This window comes from Mesorhizobium sp. CA14 (assembly GCF_020165195.1).
GTDB lineage: Bacteria > Pseudomonadota > Alphaproteobacteria > Rhizobiales > Rhizobiaceae > Mesorhizobium.
On sequence record NZ_JAIUHR010000001.1, the window covers coordinates 292,931 to 310,339 of the forward strand.

Here is a 17,409-nt window from a genome sequence, read left to right on the forward strand (position 1 = left end):
GCTGCGGCTGGCCGCAAGCGCCACGGCTTGGGCCAGTCGGAGCGATCTACTCGGCCGCCGTCTTCTGCGGCTCGGGTTCGCCATCGAACAGCGAGGCTTGCTCGCCGCCTTCCACCACATGCAGCGCCGGCCGGCTCCTCTTCGACGAGAAACTGAGAAGCCAGCCCGAGAAATTCTCGAAATAGACGTAGATCACCGGCGTCACGAACAGCGTCAGCGCCTGCGAGGCGAGCAGACCGCCGACCACGGCAACGCCGAGCGGCTGGCGCAATTCGGCGCTGGCACCGGTGCCGAGCGCGATCGGGAACGTGCCCATCAACGCCGCAAGCGTCGTCATCATGATGGGCCGGAAGCGCATCAAGCAGGCTTTGTGAATGGAGTCCCTCGCCGACATGCCCTGTCGCCTGAGCTCCAGCGCGACGTCGACCATCATGATGCCGTTCTTCTTGACGATGCCGATCAGCATCAGAATGCCGATCACCGCGATCACCGACAGATCCATGCCGGCGAAGCGCAGCGCCACCACCGCGCCGAGCACCGCCGACGGCAGGCCGGTGAGGATGGTGAGCGGGTGGATGAAGCTCTCATAGAGCATGCCTAGAACGATATAGATCGTCAGGATCGCGCCGCCGATCAGGAGACCCTGGTTGGCAAGCGAATCCTGGAAGGTCTTGGCCGTGCCAGCAAAGCTCGTCGAGATCTCTTTCGGCATGCCGATCTGCTCTTTGAGCTGGTCGATGCGGGTCACCGTGTCGCCGAGCGATACGCCCTGCGGCAGGTTGTAGGAGATCGTCACGGCCGGAAGCTGGCCGAGCTGATTGACCGTCAGCGCGCCGGCCGTGCGATCGACATGCGCGAAGGCGCCGAGAGGCACAAGGCTGCCGCTAGCGGTCCTCACCTGGATGGCCAGCATCCGCTCGGGCGACCATTCGATCTTGGGATCGAGTTCGGTGATGACCTCATAGCTGTCGGCCGAACCGAAGATGGTCGAAACCTGGTCGGTGCCGAAGCCGCCATAGAGGGCGGAACGCAGCGTGTTGGTGTCGATGCCGAGCTGGGCCGCCTTGTCGCGGTCGATCACAAGCGAGGCCTGCAATGCGTTGTTCTGCAGGTCGCTGGTGACGTCGGTGAATTTCGTATGATCCGCGGCCATCGCGTCGTTCAGCTTCTGCGCCCAGATGTCGGTCTGGCCGGTATCCAGGCCCTGCACCACGAGCTGATAGGCGCTGGCCGACGACCGCGAGCCGAGCCGCAGGTTCTGCACGGGCTGCATATAGGTCTCGATGCCCGCCACGCCGGCAAGCTGGCGTCTGAGATCGGAGAGCACTTTCTCGATGTTAGGCCGCTGATCCTTGCCCTTGAGCTGGACGAAGAGCTGGCCCTGGTTGAGCGCGTTGTTGCCGCTGCCCGCCGACCAGGCCACATGGTCGACATAGGGCGACTTCGAAAACACGCTTGCCACCTGCCCTTGCAGCTTCGCCATGGCGTCGAACGAGATGTCCTGGCGCGCAAGCGTGGACACCGAGATCTGGCTGATATCCTCCTGCGGAAAGAAGCCTTTCGGCGAAACCTGGATCAGCCAAACCGACGCTGCGGCGGTTGCGACGAAGACGAGGAACACCAGGAAAGTGTTTCGCAGGCAGAAGCCCAGGATCCGGTCGTAGCCGCGCGTGAAGAGGTCCGGCTTATGACCGGGGGCGTGCTTTTCGCGATCGGCCTTGGTCACCGACAACAGACGCGAGCAGAGCATCGGCGTCAGCGTCAGCGACACGAACATCGAGGCCAGGATGGCGACGGTCACCACGACGGCGAATTCGTTGAAAATGCGGCCGATGACCCCGCCCATCAGAAGCACCGGAATGAACACCGCCACCAGCGAGATCGAGATCGAGATGATGGTGAAGCCGATTTCGCGGGCGCCCTTCAGCGCCGCGTCGAAAGCCGGCAACCCATCTTCTTCCATATGACGGAAGATGTTTTCCAGCATGACGATGGCGTCGTCGACGACAAGGCCGACGGCCAAAGTCAATCCCATCAGCGAGATGTTGTCGATCGAGAAGCCGAACAGGAACATCGCGCCAAGCGTGGCGATCAGCGAGATCGGCACCGCCACCGCCGGGATGATCGTCGCCGTCACCCGGCGCAGAAACACGAAGATTACCAGCACCACCAGCGCGATGGTCAGGAGCAGCGTGAACTGAACGTCGTCGACGGCCTGGCGGATCGATGTCGAGCGGTCGTTGAGCAGCTTGATCTGGGCGGCGGCCGGCATCTGCTCCTGGAAGGACGGCAGCATCGCCTTGACCTTGTCGACGACCGCGACGGTGTTGGCGTCGGGCTGGCGCTGCACGGCCATGATGATTGCGCGCGTGCCGTCATACCAGCTCGCCGTCGTCGTGGTCTGCACGGAATCGACGACGCGCGTCACGTCGCCCAGCCGCACCGGGCGGCCGTTCTTGGTGGCGATGATGAGATTGGAGAAACCTGCAGCGTCAGTGAGCTGCGTGTTGGCGGTAATCGTCAGCTGCTGCTTGTTGTTCTGCAAAACACCGAGCGGGGTGTTGCTGTTGGCCGAAGTGATCGCTGCCTGCAGCTGATCGATCGAGATGCCGCGCGCGGCGAGCGCGGTCGGATCGATCTGTATGCGCACGGCATATTTCTGCTGGCCGAAAATCGAGACCTGCGCAACGCCGTCGATGGTCGACAGCGAAGGCGAGATCACGTTTTCCGCGAAGGCGTCAAGATCGGTCAGCGGGACCGTGTCGCTCACCAGCGACATCAGAAGGATCGGCGCATCGGCGGGATTGACCTTGCGATAGCTCGGCGGCGAGGTCATTTCCGGGGGCAGCGATTTTTGCGTTCGCGCGATCGCCGCCTGCACGTCCGCGGCGGCGGCATCGATGTCGCGGTTGAGCACGAACTGGATGGCGATCGAGGTCTGCCCGAGCGAATTGGTGGTCGAGATCGAATCGATGCCGGCGATGGTCGCGAATTGCTTGATCAGCGGCGTCGCCACCGATGTCGCCATCGTCTCCGGCGAAGCGCCGGGAAGGCTGGCCGAAACGTTGACCACCGGAAATTCGGCGCTGGGCAGCGCCGCCACCGGCAGGAACTTGTAGGCAAAAATACCGCCCAGAATGAGGGCGAACGACATCAGCAGCGTGGCGACGGGCCTGCGAATGCAGAATTCGGAGATCATCGGCTCGCCCCGCCGGCCTTGTCGGCCTCCGCGACCTTGGGCGATGCCTGATCACCGGATCCGGCCGCGGCTTTGCCTTCATGCACCGCCGCGCCGTTCTTCAACCGTGTCTGGCCTTCAACGACGACCTTCTCGCCGCTCTTGAGACCATCGCTGATGGCGCTGTTTTGGCCCTCCGTCAGCGCCACCTGCACCGGCCGCATCTCGACGGTGTTGTCCGGTTTGAGCACATAGACGAAGGGGCCCTTCTGGCTGGGCTGCACCGCGACCGTCGGAACCGAGGTCATCTGCGGCATCATGCCGGCCTCGAGCACCACGTTCACATACTGCCCAGGCCACAGCGAAAGATCCGGATTCGGTATGCTCGCCCGCGTGGCGATGGTGCCGGAGGCCGTATCGACGCTGGAATCGACGAAATCGAGCGTGCCCTTGCCGATCGGCATGGGATCGCCGTTCTTGGTCAGCGTCACGTCGCCTTGCTGTGGGTCGGCGAGCGCCTTGTGCAACAGGGCAAGGTTGCTCTCGGGCAGCGTGAAGTTCACCTGCAGCGGGTCTATCTGCGTGATGGTGACCAGCGGCGTCGAGCTGCTCGAGTTGCCGTTGCTGGTGGTGACGAGATCGCCGACCGAGACATTGATGGCGCCGAGCCGGCCCGAGATCGGCGCCGTAATCGTTGCATAGCTCAATTGCACGGTGTCGGCATCGATGGTCGCCTTGTCCGCGTCGATGTTGGCGGCCGCGGCCTTCTGCGCCGCCAGCGCCTGATCGTAGGTCTGCTGCGTGCCGGCCTGCTTGGTGACGAGATCCTTGGCGCGCTGCAGATCGGCCTGGGCGCTCACCAGCATCGCCTGGTCCTTGGCCAGCATCGCCTGATCCTTGGCGAGCTGCGCCTTCAGCGCGCGGTCATCGAGCGAAATGAGCAGATCGCCGGCCTTGACCATCTGCCCGTCCTTGACCGCGATCGACACGATCTGGCTGGAAACACGGGCATTGATGTTGACCACCTGCGGTGACGAGACGAAGCCGATAGCATAGCGGCGGATCGGAAAATCGGCGGTCGTCGCGGTGGCGGAGACGATCGAGGCCGAACGCGGACCGCCGCCTTTCGCATTGTCCGAGGCACCGGCCGCTTTATCGCCGCTCGCCGTCTTATCCGCGGTGGCCACGCTGGCCTGCTTGCCCGAAATCAGTTGCTCGACCTTGGGCAACATCGTGGGCGAAAGATAGAACCCGGCGCCCGCCAAGCAGGCGACCGCAACCACTGCAAAGGCGATTTTTCCGCGCATCGACAAATAAGCCTTCTATCCGACACGCCGATACCGGTGGTCCATTCTAGCTCGCTTCACGATCTCGTGCCGCGATTTTCGTGGAGTAGATAGGACAAGGCTTTGGCGGAAAAGGGCCAAAACGGGGCATTACGAAGATTTAATGTGCACTGCACAATGGCTAGGCAGCCGGCTAACATGCCGTCGCGGACCCTCGCGTCGGTCCAAAAATGCCCTAACGGAGCATTGGCCACAGCGTCGCCGCCAGCAGCACGCCCATGGCGATATTGAACCATTTCAGCCGCACCGGATCCGACAGGAAGCCGCGCAACGCCGTGCCGAACCCGGCCCACACCGAAACGCTGGGGAGGTTGACGATGGTGAAGGCGATCGAGATGAGCGCCACCGAGACGAACGGGTGATCGGCATTGGTATAGACGGCCATCGCAGTGATCGCCATCACCCATGCTTTGGGGTTGACCCACTGGAAGGCAGCGGCGTCGATGAAGCGCATCGGCTGCCCCTCCGCTCCTTTTCCATCGCTCATCGAGCGCGACATGGCGATCTTCCAGGCGAGGTAGAGCAGGTAGGCGGCGCCCGCGATCTTCAGCGCCGTATGCAGCGCAGGGAACGCCGTCAACACCGCGCCGAGCCCGAAGCCGACGGCCAGCAACAGGACCAGGAAGCCGATGCTGATGCCCAGCATATGCGGAACCGTCCTGGTGATGCCGAAATTGACGCCGGAAGCGAGCAGCATGAGGTTGTTCGGCCCCGGCGTGATCGAAGTCACGAAGGCATAGACCAACAGGGCAAGGAATGTGTCGAGCGACATGTTATCCTCCCAGCCTTACTGTCCTTTTAGCAAATGCGCAAAAGCCAGAACCGGCAACCGCCGGGCCAAGCTTGAAACAGGATGGTTGTCCTGTTCACATTCCCTGCGGGCCGCGGTTCATCGCGGCGACGCCGGTGCGGCAGATCTCGACCAGTCCAAGCGGCTTCATGATGGCGATGAACTGGTCGAGCTTGGAGCCCTTGCCGGTGATCTCGAAGATGAAATGCTCGGTGTTGGCGTCGATGACCGAGGCGCGGAAAGCATCCGCGAGACGAAGCGCCTCAACCCGGGCGTCGCCAGTGCCGGCGACCTTGACCAGCGCGAGCTCGCGTTCCAGCGGCCGCTCCTGCCCAAGCTCATGCGAGCGCACGGTCAGGTCGACCACCCGGTGCACCGGCACGATGCGCTCGAGCTGATGCTTGATCTGCTCCATCACATGCGGCGTGCCGCGCGTCACGATGGTGATGCGCGACAGATGCTTCTCATGCTCAGTCTCGGAAACGGTAAGGCTTTCAATGTTGTAGCCACGGCCCGAGAACAGGCCGATGACGCGGGCAAGCACGCCCGGCTCGTTGTCGACCAGCACTGAAAGCGTGTGCGTTTCCGGCTTCTCGGTTTCCTTGGCGATGAAATAAGCGGAGCCGGTCGGTTGAAGGTGCTGTGCGTTCATAAGGTGAATCTCGATTTCAGACTTTTGAGCTAATTCTCTGTTTGCGCACGGCTTTCTCTCGATAGCCTCGCCTTGATGGCTGCCTACACCAGTTCCCTGCCCTTGGCGTCGATGGCGTTGGCGACCACCTCGTCGGTCGCCTCGTCCGGCAGGAGCATCTCGTTATGCGCCTTGCCCGACGGGATCATCGGGAAGCAATTGGCCAAGGTCGCCACGCGGCAGTCGAACAGCACCGGTTTCTTGACCGAGATCATCTCCTTGATCGCGTCGTCGAGCTCGTCTGGCTTGTCGCAGCGAATGCCGTGGCCGCCATAGGCTTCCGCCAGCTTGACGAAATCCGGCATCGCCTCGGTGTAGGAATGCGACAGCCGGTTGCCGTGCAGCAGCTGCTGCCATTGGCGCACCATGCCCATATACTGGTTGTTGAGGATGAAGATCTTGATCGGCGCCTCATATTGCACCGCCGAGCTCATCTCCTGCATGGTCATCTGCACCGAGGCGTCGCCGGCGATGTCGATGACCAGTGCATCGGGATGCGCGATCTGCACGCCGAGCGCCGCCGGCAGGCCGTAGCCCATAGTGCCCAGCCCGCCCGACGTCATCCACCGGTTCGGTTTGTCGAAATGATAGTGCTGCGCCGCCCACATCTGGTGCTGGCCGACCTCGGTGGTGATGTAGGTATCCTTATCTTTGGTCAGTTCGTAGAGCCGCTGGATCGCGTATTGCGGCATGATCACGTCGTTGTTCATCTTATAGGCGAGCGAATCCCGCGCCCGCCATTTCGCGATCTGCTCCCACCACGGATAAAGCGCCTTCTTGTCGACCTTTGCGGTCGCCCGCCACAGCCGCACCAGATCCTCCAGCACGCGACCGACATCGCCGAGGATCCCGATATCGGCATGGACGTTCTTGTTGATCGAGGACGGATCGATGTCGATATGGATCTTCTTCGAGTTCGGCGAGAACGCACTGAGCCGGCCGGTGATGCGGTCGTCGAAGCGCGCGCCGATGCAGATCATCACGTCGCAATCGTGCATCGCCATATTGGCTTCGTAGGTGCCGTGCATGCCGAGCATGCCGACCCAGTTCTTGCCTGATGCCGGATAGGCGCCGAGCCCCATCAGCGTCGAGGTGATCGGAAAGCCGGTGAGATCGACCAGCTCGCGCAGCAGATGGCTGGCTTCCGGACCGGAATTGATGACGCCGCCGCCCGAATAGATGATCGGCCTCTTCGCGCCCGCCATCAGCTCGACGGCAGCCTTCACCTTCTCCAGGTCGCCCTGGACCTTCGGCTGGTAGCTGGTGCGCGGCGCCGTCTGCGGCGGCACGTAGATGCCCTTGGCGAACTGCACGTCCTTCGGGATGTCGACCACGACCGGGCCGGGACGCCCCGTCGTCGCGACATGGAAGGCCTCATGGATGGTGGCGGCGAGCTCGTTGACGTCCTTCACCAGCCAGTTGTGCTTGGTGCAGGGGCGCGTGATACCCACGGTGTCGCATTCCTGGAAGGCGTCGGAGCCGATCAGCGAGGTCGGCACCTGGCCGGTGAGGCAGACCAGCGGGATGGAATCCATCAGCGCGTCCTGCAGCGGCGTCACCGCATTGGTCGCGCCGGGACCCGAGGTCACCAAAAGCACACCGGCCTTGCCTGTCGAGCGCGCATAGCCTTCGGCCGCATGGCCGGCGCCCTGCTCGTGCCGGACCAGAATGTGCTCGACCTCGTCCTGCTGGAAAATTTCGTCATAGATCGGAAGCACCGCGCCGCCCGGATAGCCGAAGACATGCTTGACGCCATTGTCCTTCAGCGCCTGCACCACCATCTCCGCGCCTGTCATCTCGCGCCGCTCGTTCTGTCCGTTGCTCATCGGTCTGGTCCCGTACTGTCCGCCGTCTGGCGATTTGCTGCTCGTTAAGTTGGTTGAAGGCAATAAAAAAGGCCCCCGAGGGAGCCTGTGGGATGCGCATGGGAGGTTTTCGCCCGGCGGTTACACCGCCTTGCCCACGCGCCAGCCTACGAGAATGAGTGCCGTTTTCATGGGCGCGGACAATAAGGGCGAAAACGCGGGCTCGTCAATGGGGTCCAGCGCGAATTCACTCGCCTGTGAGAACGGCGCCGGCGCGCTCCCATCGCACAGCTACCATAGTACAGTTGAGCGTGCCTCTCCGACACACCACTATGCGCGGGCAAAAGACGTGCGAGGAGGACGCATGGCTGGCGAGCGGAAGCATATACGCGAGATCGACCAGGTTCTGTCCGGCGTGCGATCGTATCGCGACGATATCGTGGTCCAATCCTGGCTGCGCTGCATCGACATTCATCGGCTCGACCCGGCACGGCCGACCGAAGCTTATATCGTCCTAACGGTTTGATTTCATTGTAATCCCTCATGAGCGTCACGATTGGCACGCCGCCTACTGCTCATGCCGGACTCTAGCAAAGTGGAGGAGAACAAATGCTCGAGAGGACACCCACCACCAAGGCGCAGGCGCTGCTCGACAAGTTCGGCAAGGCGCTGGAAGCCGGCGACATCGACAGCGCCGTCAACTGCTTCCAGGCCGATTGCTACTGGCGCGACCTTGTCACCTTCACCTGGAACCTGAAGACGATGGAGGGCCAGGACCAGATCCGCGACATGCTGCAGGCGACGCTGGCCAGCACCAAGCCGACGGGCTGGGCGGTGGCCAAGGGCGAGGAAGCGACCGAGGACGGCGGCGTCATCACCGCCTGGATCACCTTCGAGACGAGTGTGGCGCGCGGCTTTGGCCTCGTGCGGTTCAAGGGCGAGCTGATCTGGACCCTGCTCACCACCATGGCGGAGCTGAAGGGCCATGAGGAGAAGGCGGGCTTCACCCGCCCGCTCGGCGCCAAGCATGGGCACGGCAAGGGCCGCAAGACGTGGCGTGAGGAGCGCGACGACGAGATCGCCGAACTCGGCCACACCAGGCAACCCTATGTGGTCATCATCGGCGGCGGCCAGGGCGGTATCGCGCTCGGCGCCCGGCTGAAGCAGCTCGGCGTGCCGGCCATCATTGTCGAGAAGAACGAGCGTCCGGGCGACTCCTGGCGCAAGCGCTACAAGTCGCTCTGCCTGCACGACCCGGTCTGGTACGATCACCTGCCCTATATCGACTTTCCGAAGAACTGGCCAGTCTTCGCGCCCAAGGACAAGATCGGCGACTGGCTGGAAATGTACACAAAGGTGATGGAGCTGAACTATTGGAGCTCCACATCGGCGAAATCCGCCAAATACGACGAGAAGGCCAAGGAATGGACGGTCGTCGTCGAGCGCGACGGCAAGGAGATCGTGCTCAGGCCGAAGCAACTGGTGCTGGCGACCGGCATGTCGGGCAAGGCGAACTGGCCGAAATACAACGGCCAGGATATCTTCAAGGGCGAGCAGCAGCACTCCTCGACCCATCCCGGCCCGGACAAATACCGCGGCAAGAAGGTGGTGGTCATCGGCTCCAACAATTCGGCGCATGACATCTGCGCGGCGCTGTGGGAAGGCGGCGCCGACGTGACCATGGTGCAGCGCTCGTCGACCCACATCGTCAAGTCCGACACGCTGATGGATATCGGACTTGGCGCGCTCTACTCCGAGCAGGCGGTGGAGAACGGCATGACGACCGGCAAGGCCGACATGATCTTCGCTTCGCTGCCCTACCGCATCCTGCATGAGTTCCAGATCCCGCTTTACCAGCAGATGAAGGAGCGCGACGCGAAATTCTACGAAGACCTGGAAAAGGCCGGCTTCATGCTCGACTGGGGGGACGACGGCTCAGGCCTTTTCATGAAATATCTGCGCCGCGGCTCCGGCTATTACATCGATGTCGGCGCCTGCGACCTCGTCGTCGACGGTTCGATCAAGCTGAAGAGCGGACCGGACGCCGCTGTGCAGGAACTCACCGAAACCGGCGTCAAATTCGTCGACGGCACCGAATTGCCGGCTGACTTGGTGATCTATGCCACCGGCTACGGCTCGATGAATGGCTGGGCCGCCGACCTCATCTCGCAGGAGGTAGCGGACAAGGTCGGCAAGGTCTGGGGCCTCGGCTCCGCCACCACCAAGGATCCGGGTCCTTGGGAGGGCGAGCAGCGCAACATGTGGAAGCCGACGCAGCAGGAAGCGCTCTGGTTCCACGGCGGCAACCTGCACCAGTCGCGCCACTATTCGCAATATCTGTCGCTGCAGCTCAAGGCGCGCCAAGTTGGCCTGCCGACGCCTGTCTACGGGCTGCAGGAGGTCTACCACAAGAGCTGACGCAACGGCCCTCTCGCGGATAGCAGAAGCCCGGCCGGGGCTTCTGTTATCTATGCCACTTTCTCAGCCGCGAACTTTTTCACCACCCGCTCGAGCAAGGGCACGTAGTCGCGAAAGGCACGCGTCTTCATGTCGGCGACCTTGCCGCCCTCGTCCCAGATCCGCACGCGCACCGCTTCGTCGTGGAAGGGATTGCTGCGGAACTCAGCCACCTCCTCCGCGCTCATCGGCCCGCCCTGCAGCGACAGCGTATGCACCGAAGCCGGCGACAGCTTGCTGAAATAGGTCGGATCGGTGGCGCAGAGATAGCGTTTGGCCGAGACATGCAGCCTGACGCATTCGACGATGACCGGCGGGAAGAAAGGCGCCAGCACCTCGCCGCCCGCCTCGTCATGGTGCTTGTCCTCGACGTCGTCGGGCGAATAGGTGCCGAACTCGCTGGTATAGTGGCCGATGTCGTGCAGCAGCGCCGCCGCCACAAGCTCCTCCGGCGCGCCGTCCTGCTCGGCCAGCCACGCGCCTTGCAGCATATGCTCCGACATCGTGACCGGCTCGCCGAGATAGGATTCGGCGCCGCGACGCTCGAAGATGTCGGCGATGAACTCGACGATGTTGCCTGCGTTCAATTCGTTGGGATTCATTCCGCCGCCTCCTTGAAACCATGCTCGATCGCCGCAAGCGTCGACAGCAGGCCGTCCTTGTCGGCGTAGCAGCCCTGCAGCCAGCGCTTGCCGCTGCCGGAAAACGCCTTGCGCGCGTGCATGACGCGGGTGTTGTCGACGATGAAGGATTGCCCCGCCTCAAGCTTGAAGGTCACCTCGAAGGCCGGATCCTCGATCAGCTCGGCGAACCGGCGATAGGTCGCGTAGTATCTGTCCATCTCGGCGAAGGGCACGTCGACGGCCGGCGCCAGCGAGCGGTTGTTGAAGCGGATGCAGATGAGCTCGCCGTCGGGCCCGAGCTCGATCATCGGCCGCTTGGACTGCAGCCGCACGCCCGACGAGCCGGCATATTCGAAACGCGCCGGATAGGAAGAGAGCAGCCGGAAGCCGTCTGGGTTTTCCGACTGAAGTGCTGCCGCCACCGCGAACCCGTCGACGACGCTGGACTCGCCGCCTTCCACCGTGTTCTCGATGCAGGCGAGGATCTGCAGCGTCGGCACCGGATCGCGATAGGGATTGTCGGTATGCGCCTGCAGGCCGAGATTGGTGTAGGCGAGATTGTTCGGATTGACCTCGGCCCGCACCTCGAACCAGCGCCCGTAATTGGTCTCCCTTATATAGCCGAAAAGGTCCGCCACTTTGCACAGCGCGCCGGATTCCGTCGGCAGGCCGTCCATGACGGCGAAGCCGAAGCTGCGGACCGCAGCCAGCCATTGCCGCAAGACGTTGCTGTCTCTGCTGGCATCCGCATAGGCAGCACGCGGCACGGAATTCTGCATCGTGGCTTTCGTCCAGCGCTCTATGCCGCCTCCCGTCCAGCCAGGTTCGCGAGCCTCCTTGCGATCGTAGGCATGAGCGCGGAGCCAGCTTGCGGAAAACCTGACGGTCTTGCCTTCAGGAGCGAATGTGACCTCCAGCGCTCCGCCCTTGATCTCAGCCGCGCCGATCCGCGTTTCCGCCGGAATATCGAGGATGGTGATCAGCCGCTGTCCGTTGCCAGCACTGCGCGTCTTGTCATCCAGCGCATTGTCGCGCAGCCATATGGCGTGGAAGCGGCTCACCGTTCCGTCCTTCCAGCCAAGCGCGATCACTCGTCCGTCGTTGCCCAGCGTCGCCGTCCTCAACATATCCCGAAAGCTCCCATCCTCTACCCGCCACTGTTGGGCACGGATTGCATGCTGGCTTCACCAGAGGCATAATTCAAATTATCGTTTTGCGGGTATTGGCGCTAAATTTCTGATGGCTGGAAAAGCTTTCGATGCGATGCCTCCTCTCGACTGGCTGCGCAGTTTCGAGGCTGCCGCCCGCCTGTCGAACTTCACCGCCGCGGCCGCCGAGCTCGGGCTCACGCAAGCCGCCGTCAGCCAGCACATCCGTTTTCTGGAAGAGCGGCTCAGGACGCGATTGTTCGCGCGCCTAGCGCGCGGCGTGGCATTGTCGCCGGAGGGCGCAGCCTATCTCCCGCACATCCAGTCGGCATTCGCGACCATCGGCAACAGCACCAATGAGCTGTTCGAGCCCCGCGCTTTGCAGACCGTCAGCATCCGCGTCCCTATCTCCTTCGCACTGCTGGTGCTGGTCCCGGCCTTGCCCGAGCTGGCAAAAGCACTGCCGCAGATCCGGCTCGATCTGGTGACCATCCATCGGCCGACCGACTACGACCAGCCGGGGTCGGCGCTCGACATACGCTTCGGCAACGGGTCCTTTCCCGGGCGCGAGGCCGACCGGCTGACCGTCGAGCGGCTTGTCCCGGTCGCGGCTTCAACGCTTGCCCGTGGTGGCGAGTGGACGTCGTTGCCGCTGCTCCTGGTGGCGGGCGCGCGCGAGATGTGGGCGGAATGGTTCGCCGCCGCGGGGCTTCCCGGCCATCCCCGGCGCTCGCATCGCTTCGACAGTTTCGTCGCAGCCATGGAAGCCGCGAAGGCCGGCGCCGGAGCGCTGCTCGGCTCGCGTCCGCTGATCGACGCGGCTCTGAAGGACAAGGCTCTCGTCAGGCTTTCGGATTTCGAGCTTTCGAGCCCCTCGGGCCATTTCCTGACGAGACCGTCATCATCGCGACTGTCCGGCGCCGAGCAGGATTTTCGCCGCTGGCTTCTGTCGCACGTTGCCGGAAGTTCAAGATAGCGTGTCGGCCGCTGCTCCGATCCGTTTCCAGTAGATGAGCGTGCCGGTCAGCCCGCCATGCGGCTTGAGAGCAAAATCGGGGATCTCACCGGCCAAGGTGAAACCGAGTTTCTTATAAAGCCCGGCCGCGCCCTCTTCGCTGGCGGTGTCCAGCACCAACAGCGTGCGGCCTTTCTCAACGGCCAGTTTCTCCGCTGCCCGCATCAGGGCCGTCGCCACGCCTTTGCCGCGATGGTTTCGGCCGGTCATCAGCTTGGCGATCTCGGCGCGGTGCGGTTGATTGGGCGGGAAGTCGAGCAGCAGCGTCACGGTGCCAGCAAGCGCATCACCCCGCCATGCGCCCAGCATCGCCCTTTCCCCACGCGCGGCCGCGGCAAGCGACTTGCGCCAGAAATCCCGGGCGGCCTCCACCGACAACGGATGCATGAAGCTCACCGACCCGCCGGCGGCGACCGTCTCGATCAACAGATCGGTGAGCATCGCGATGGTCGCCGCATCGTCGCTCAACGCCCGGATTTCAAGGGAATTCATGCTGGTGCTCTCCAGGTGACGAGACATCGGGGACAAGGTCATTCGAAATGGCTGATGCGTTTCCGTCGCCGCGCCCGCCGGATTTCGGCGATGCGGTCGGCGTCGTCCTCGCTGAGATGGCGGCCACGCTCCAAGATCTCGAGCGTATATTCCTCGTAGGTCAGACCGAGCCGCTCGGCCCTCTCCAGCCGCATCAGCATGACGGCGTGGCTTGGCGCCTTCCAGGCCTTGTCGTGGGCGGCGCGCCAAGCGAGGAAAATATAGGCGTCGCCCTTGCCCCAGGGCGGGCCATCGTAGTCATCGAGCGGCGGCCCGCCATTGTGCGAGCGTTTTGGCCGGCGAGACATCGGGGTCAGTCCCTGACCAACGCCACGAGATACTCCGCCGCATCCGGTCCGGGAGCATGAAAGACGCAATCCGAGGGCGCGCCCAGCGCCAGGCAGTCGCCGGGCTCGAGCCTGTGCACCACATCGCCCTCGGTGAAATCAAGCCTGCCGTCGATCAGCCATATCTGCTGCTTGATGAACGCGTATGATGCCGCTGGGAGACTGACCTTGGCACCTGCCGGAAGGCTGACCCTGACCAGTTCCAGCGGCATCTGCGATGCCGGCGACAGATGCCGCCTGATATAACCGGTCGCCGGATCCCGCCAGACCGGCTGCTCGTCTCGGCGCGAAACACCGCCGCCTTGCATCTCGGCGCGTGCGATCAGCGTCGACAACGTCATGCCGAAGGCCGCCGCGATCCGCACCAGGAGCGCCGCGGTCGGACTGGTCGTGCCGCGTTCGATGGCGCTCAGCATCGCCTTCGATACGTCCGAGCGCTCGGCCAATTCGGCCAGCGACCAGCTCCTCACCGTCCTTTCGGAGTGTATCCGCCTGCCGATCGTAGCTGTAATATCATTCGATATATCAGTCATTCGTCCAATATATCGGAATTTCGAAAACTGGGAAGAGTCGATTCTATCGAATTGTCGCGGCTGGTTTAACGCTGACTACACCATCCGACCTCACCTGACTTTAACCCCGATTGGATAGGGTTCCCGCTCCAGGGGAATGGGACCAGCGCATTATGTTTGTTGAACGCGAAGCCTCTGTCGGGGAACCGACCTCGCAGGAACGCCGCAACATCCAACAGAACGACAAGCGCATTCTGGGCAACGTCGTGCAATGCGACGGCGCGCGCGCCACCATCAGCGCCCATGCGGAAGACGCCGAGGGCACAGTCACCGGCCTCTGGACCGTCGGCAGGATGATCTCCATCAATCTCGGCTCAACGAGAACGGTTGGCCTTGTCTATGCCATCGGCAAGTCGGACCGCGCCTGGAACCCCGACGGGCAGAATCTCATCGAGGTCAGCGTCGAGCTGGTCGGCGAAGTGCGCGACGGCGTCGAGCCTGGCGCCAAGCCGGTTTTCGACCGCGGCATCACCACCTATCCGCATATCGGGGCCATTGCTCACCGCATCCGAACCCGCGACCTGCAGGCGGTCTACGACCTGGCCGGGCGCCATTCGGTGACCATCGGCACGCTGTCGCAGGATGAATCGATCGATGCCAACATCGCCATCGACGACACGCTGGCGCGCCATTTCGCCATCGTCGGCACCACCGGCGTCGGCAAATCGACGGCGGTCTCGCTGCTCTTGCGCAAGACGATCGCGTCGCGTCCCGACCTGCGCGTGCTCATCCTCGACCCGCACAATGAGTTTGCCGCCTCGCTGCCGGAATATTGCGTCAAGGTCGATTCCAAGACGCTCGACCTGCCGTTCTGGATGTTCAGGCTCGAGGAGTTCGCCGAAGTGCTGTTTCGCGGCCGCGAGACGGTGCCTGAGGAAGTGGATGTCCTGCGCGACCTGATCCCGGCCGCCAAGAACCTCTACCGCAACCCGAGCTCCGGAACTTACATCAGGCGCGGCAGCGACGCGCTGACCGCGGACACGCCGGTGCCTTACCGCGTTGCCGATCTCATCAAGCAGATCGACGAGCGCATGGGCATGCTCGAGAGCAAGAATGACCGCCCGACCCTGAAATCGCTGAAGACGCGCATCGAATCGGCCGCTGCCGACCCACGCTACCGCTTCATGTTCAATTCGCGCCTGATCGAGGACACGATCCACGAAACGATCGGCAATATTTTCCGCGTCCCCAGCCACGGCCGCCCGGTCACTTGCTTCGAGATGGCGGGCATGCCTTCGGAGGTCGTCAACTCGGTCTGCTCGGTGCTGGCACGCCTGGCCTTCGACCTAGCGCTGTGGAGCGAGGGCCGGCTGAAGCTGCTGCTGCTTTGCGAGGAAGCCCACCGCTACATGCCGGCCGATCCGCGCCTCGGCTTCGCGCCGACCAGGCACGCGCTGTCGCGCATCGCCAAGGAAGGCCGCAAATATGGCTGCTATCTGGGCGTCGTCACCCAGCGCCCGGGCGAGCTCGACCCGACCATCCTGTCCCAGTGCTCGACCTTCTTCGCCATGCGGCTCGCCAACGAGCAGGATCAGGCGATCATCCGCTCGGCGATCGCCGACTCCTCGGCCTCGACCCTGGCGTTCCTCTCCTCGATGGGGCAGCGCGAAGCCATCGCTTTCGGCGAAGGCGTGGCAACCACCATGCGGCTGAAGTTCGAGAAGCTGCCGCAGGAATTCATCCCAGGCACCGCGAAAGGCGAGCAGATCGAGCCCTCCGTGGACGGCAACGACGTCGATCTGGCCATGATCGTCGAGCGGCTGCGCAACGTGCCGAAGCCGCAGCAGTCCATGGCCTTCGCCGAGACTGTGGACTCGACCCGCCAGGCCGGAGACCCGGACTACAAGAAGCCGGCCAACTCCCCGCGCGTGCAGCCCGACGACGACTTCGACACGCGCTACGGCCTGAAGCCCTCGACCTTCGGCATGCGCCAGTTCAACGATTGAGCCAGCGACCTCGGTCGGCAAGGGTAAATTCCACCAGGAAATTCGTCAGGCTGAGTCGAATGGGGTCGCCGTCGAGAACCGGAGCGGAGCGGACATAAAGTCCGTGAGCACCGGAAGCGCAGAGAGCGGCTCCAGGCGGCCAGCCTCACGAATTTCCTGGTGGAATTTTAGGCGCAGACGCGGTTGCGGCCCTGCTTCTTCGCCTCATAGAGCTGCCGGTCGGCGCGGCGATAGAAATCCTCCGCGGTCTCCTTGTGGTCCCAGACGGCAAGGCCGACGCTGGTGGTGACCTTCAGCCGCACATTGCCCGACATGATCGACAGGTTGGCGATCGCCTTGCGGATGCGCTCGGCGAAGCGGGCGAGCAGATCGACATCCATATTGGGGGTGACGACGGCAAACTCCTCGCCGCCCAATCGCGCCACCACATCGTGATAGCGCGTCATGCCTCTGAGGCAGGCGGCGACGGCTCTCAGCACCTCATCGCCGACATCGTGACCATGCGTGTCGTTGACCTGTTTGAAATGGTCGAGATCGAGGATCATCAGCCCGACCGGCCTGTCGATGCGGCGAAACTCCTGCAGATATTCGCGCAGCGCATCGTCGAAATAGCGGCGGTTCTGCATGCCGGTCAGACTGTCGGTGAGCGCCGCTTGCTCAAGCGTCTGCGAACGGGCGCTGAGCGACACCGTCATGGCCCTGAGCTTGCCCTCTTCCCGCACCTGGCCGCGGATCAGCGGGTAGATGAAGAAGCTGCCGAAGAACAGCGCTGTCGCCAGCAACGCGCCTGTAACGAACAGCAATTTGTTGAGATAGACGATTCTGTCGGCGCGCGATGCAGTATCGAGGTCGGCGGCGATGTCCTGCAACTGGCCATAGGCATGGAAGGTCACCAAGCCCGCGGCCAGGATCACAAAAATAAAGACGAAAAATGCGGATTCCGCCTTATGGAAACGCATC

At 63.2% G+C, this 17,409-nt stretch carries 15 protein-coding genes; 4 read left to right on the forward strand and 11 right to left on the reverse strand.

The window, feature by feature from the left end:
• Positions 1–46: 46 nt before the first annotated feature.
• The 5 genes from LB565_RS01420 to LB565_RS01440 form a co-directional block, all read right to left on the reverse strand.
• Positions 47–3,199: an efflux RND transporter permease subunit gene (locus LB565_RS01420; protein ID WP_224581407.1), complete on the reverse strand. Its 3,153-nt coding sequence runs from the start codon at positions 3,197–3,199 to the stop codon at positions 47–49.
• Positions 3,196–4,485 (reverse strand): efflux RND transporter periplasmic adaptor subunit, encoded by a 1,290-nt coding sequence (locus LB565_RS01425; protein ID WP_224581408.1) that lies wholly within the window; start codon positions 4,483–4,485, stop codon positions 3,196–3,198. The genes LB565_RS01420 and LB565_RS01425 overlap by 4 nt, the downstream gene beginning before the upstream one ends.
• 214 nt (positions 4,486–4,699) lie before the next feature.
• Entirely contained in the window at positions 4,700–5,296 is a 597-nt protein-coding gene (locus LB565_RS01430) for a LysE family translocator (protein ID WP_224581409.1), read from the reverse strand.
• Positions 5,297–5,390: 94 nt separating this feature from the next.
• Positions 5,391–5,966 carry an acetolactate synthase small subunit gene (ilvN, locus tag LB565_RS01435; protein WP_027169049.1) on the reverse strand — a complete coding sequence of 192 codons (576 nt, stop codon included), beginning with the start codon at positions 5,964–5,966 and terminating at the stop codon, positions 5,391–5,393.
• Between the two features lie 83 nt (positions 5,967–6,049).
• Positions 6,050–7,831, reverse strand: coding sequence for an acetolactate synthase 3 large subunit (locus tag LB565_RS01440; protein WP_224581410.1), 1,782 nt, complete (start codon positions 7,829–7,831; stop codon positions 6,050–6,052).
• Positions 7,832–8,174: 343 nt separating this feature from the next.
• Between LB565_RS01440 and LB565_RS01445 the strand changes: the two genes are divergently transcribed.
• Together LB565_RS01445 and LB565_RS01450 are read left to right on the forward strand one after the other, a co-directional pair.
• Positions 8,175–8,336 carry a hypothetical protein gene (locus LB565_RS01445; RefSeq protein WP_224581411.1) on the forward strand — a complete coding sequence of 54 codons (162 nt, stop codon included), beginning with the start codon at positions 8,175–8,177 and terminating at the stop codon, positions 8,334–8,336.
• An 83-nt stretch (positions 8,337–8,419) separates the two neighbouring features.
• Positions 8,420–10,228, forward strand: a complete 1,809-nt coding sequence (locus LB565_RS01450) for an NAD(P)/FAD-dependent oxidoreductase (RefSeq protein ID WP_224581412.1) — start codon at positions 8,420–8,422, stop codon at positions 10,226–10,228.
• A 50-nt stretch (positions 10,229–10,278) separates the two neighbouring features.
• Here LB565_RS01450 and LB565_RS01455 read toward each other — a convergent pair whose 3' ends face one another.
• Together LB565_RS01455 and LB565_RS01460 are read right to left on the reverse strand one after the other, a co-directional pair.
• The gene (locus LB565_RS01455) at positions 10,279–10,869 is read right to left on the reverse strand and encodes an HD domain-containing protein (RefSeq protein ID WP_224581413.1); all 591 of its coding nucleotides are present in this window, start codon (positions 10,867–10,869) and stop codon (positions 10,279–10,281) included.
• On the reverse strand, positions 10,866–12,017 hold the full coding sequence (locus tag LB565_RS01460) for a gamma-butyrobetaine dioxygenase (protein ID WP_224581414.1): 1,152 nt from the start codon (positions 12,015–12,017) through the stop codon (positions 10,866–10,868). Before LB565_RS01460 ends, LB565_RS01455 begins: the two co-directional genes overlap by 4 nt.
• Before the next feature lie 112 nt (positions 12,018–12,129).
• Between LB565_RS01460 and LB565_RS01465 the strand changes: the two genes are divergently transcribed.
• The gene (locus tag LB565_RS01465) at positions 12,130–13,014 is read left to right on the forward strand and encodes a LysR family transcriptional regulator (RefSeq protein WP_224581415.1); all 885 of its coding nucleotides are present in this window, start codon (positions 12,130–12,132) and stop codon (positions 13,012–13,014) included.
• On the opposite strand, the gene LB565_RS01470 is transcribed toward LB565_RS01465, so the two are convergent.
• From LB565_RS01470 to LB565_RS01480, 3 genes are read right to left on the reverse strand one after another with little or no spacing between them, the layout of a single operon-like run.
• A complete protein-coding gene (locus LB565_RS01470) occupies positions 13,006–13,545 on the reverse strand; it encodes a GNAT family N-acetyltransferase (RefSeq protein ID WP_224581547.1) in 540 nt (179 codons plus the stop codon). The genes LB565_RS01465 and LB565_RS01470 overlap by 9 nt on opposite strands.
• Before the next feature lie 38 nt (positions 13,546–13,583).
• Positions 13,584–13,892 carry a hypothetical protein gene (locus LB565_RS01475; protein WP_140839842.1) on the reverse strand — a complete coding sequence of 103 codons (309 nt, stop codon included), beginning with the start codon at positions 13,890–13,892 and terminating at the stop codon, positions 13,584–13,586.
• A 5-nt stretch (positions 13,893–13,897) separates the two neighbouring features.
• Entirely contained in the window at positions 13,898–14,464 is a 567-nt protein-coding gene (locus LB565_RS01480; RefSeq protein WP_224581416.1) for a helix-turn-helix domain-containing protein, read from the reverse strand.
• A gap of 152 nt (positions 14,465–14,616) precedes the next feature.
• Between LB565_RS01480 and LB565_RS01485 the strand changes: the two genes are divergently transcribed.
• Positions 14,617–16,449, forward strand: a complete 1,833-nt coding sequence (locus LB565_RS01485) for an ATP-binding protein (RefSeq protein WP_224581417.1) — start codon at positions 14,617–14,619, stop codon at positions 16,447–16,449.
• A 167-nt stretch (positions 16,450–16,616) separates the two neighbouring features.
• Here the strand turns inward: LB565_RS01485 and LB565_RS01490 are convergent, their stop codons facing one another.
• Positions 16,617–17,408 (reverse strand): GGDEF domain-containing protein, encoded by a 792-nt coding sequence (locus LB565_RS01490; RefSeq protein ID WP_224581418.1) that lies wholly within the window; start codon positions 17,406–17,408, stop codon positions 16,617–16,619.
• Position 17,409: the final 1 nt, after the last annotated feature.

Bases quoted from the DNA above. Each gene is read 5' to 3' on its own strand.
- LB565_RS01420 (WP_224581407.1), bottom strand. From the start codon at position 3,199: ATGATCTCCGAATTCTGCATTCGCAGGCCCGTCGCCACGCTGCTGATG.
- LB565_RS01425 (WP_224581408.1), bottom strand. From the start codon at position 4,485: ATGCGCGGAAAAATCGCCTTTGCAGTGGTTGCGGTCGCCTGCTTGGCG.
- LB565_RS01430 (WP_224581409.1), bottom strand. From the start codon at position 5,296: ATGTCGCTCGACACATTCCTTGCCCTGTTGGTCTATGCCTTCGTGACT.
- ilvN (WP_027169049.1), bottom strand. From the start codon at position 5,966: ATGAACGCACAGCACCTTCAACCGACCGGCTCCGCTTATTTCATCGCC.
- LB565_RS01440 (WP_224581410.1), bottom strand. From the start codon at position 7,831: ATGAGCAACGGACAGAACGAGCGGCGCGAGATGACAGGCGCGGAGATG.
- LB565_RS01445 (WP_224581411.1), top strand. From the start codon at position 8,175: ATGGCTGGCGAGCGGAAGCATATACGCGAGATCGACCAGGTTCTGTCC.
- LB565_RS01450 (WP_224581412.1), top strand. From the start codon at position 8,420: ATGCTCGAGAGGACACCCACCACCAAGGCGCAGGCGCTGCTCGACAAG.
- LB565_RS01455 (WP_224581413.1), bottom strand. From the start codon at position 10,869: ATGAATCCCAACGAATTGAACGCAGGCAACATCGTCGAGTTCATCGCC.
- LB565_RS01460 (WP_224581414.1), bottom strand. From the start codon at position 12,017: ATGTTGAGGACGGCGACGCTGGGCAACGACGGACGAGTGATCGCGCTT.
- LB565_RS01465 (WP_224581415.1), top strand. From the start codon at position 12,130: ATGGCTGGAAAAGCTTTCGATGCGATGCCTCCTCTCGACTGGCTGCGC.
- LB565_RS01470 (WP_224581547.1), bottom strand. From the start codon at position 13,545: ATGAATTCCCTTGAAATCCGGGCGTTGAGCGACGATGCGGCGACCATC.
- LB565_RS01475 (WP_140839842.1), bottom strand. From the start codon at position 13,892: ATGTCTCGCCGGCCAAAACGCTCGCACAATGGCGGGCCGCCGCTCGAT.
- LB565_RS01480 (WP_224581416.1), bottom strand. From the start codon at position 14,464: ATGACTGATATATCGAATGATATTACAGCTACGATCGGCAGGCGGATA.
- LB565_RS01485 (WP_224581417.1), top strand. From the start codon at position 14,617: ATGTTTGTTGAACGCGAAGCCTCTGTCGGGGAACCGACCTCGCAGGAA.
- LB565_RS01490 (WP_224581418.1), bottom strand. From the start codon at position 17,408: ATGCGTTTCCATAAGGCGGAATCCGCATTTTTCGTCTTTATTTTTGTG.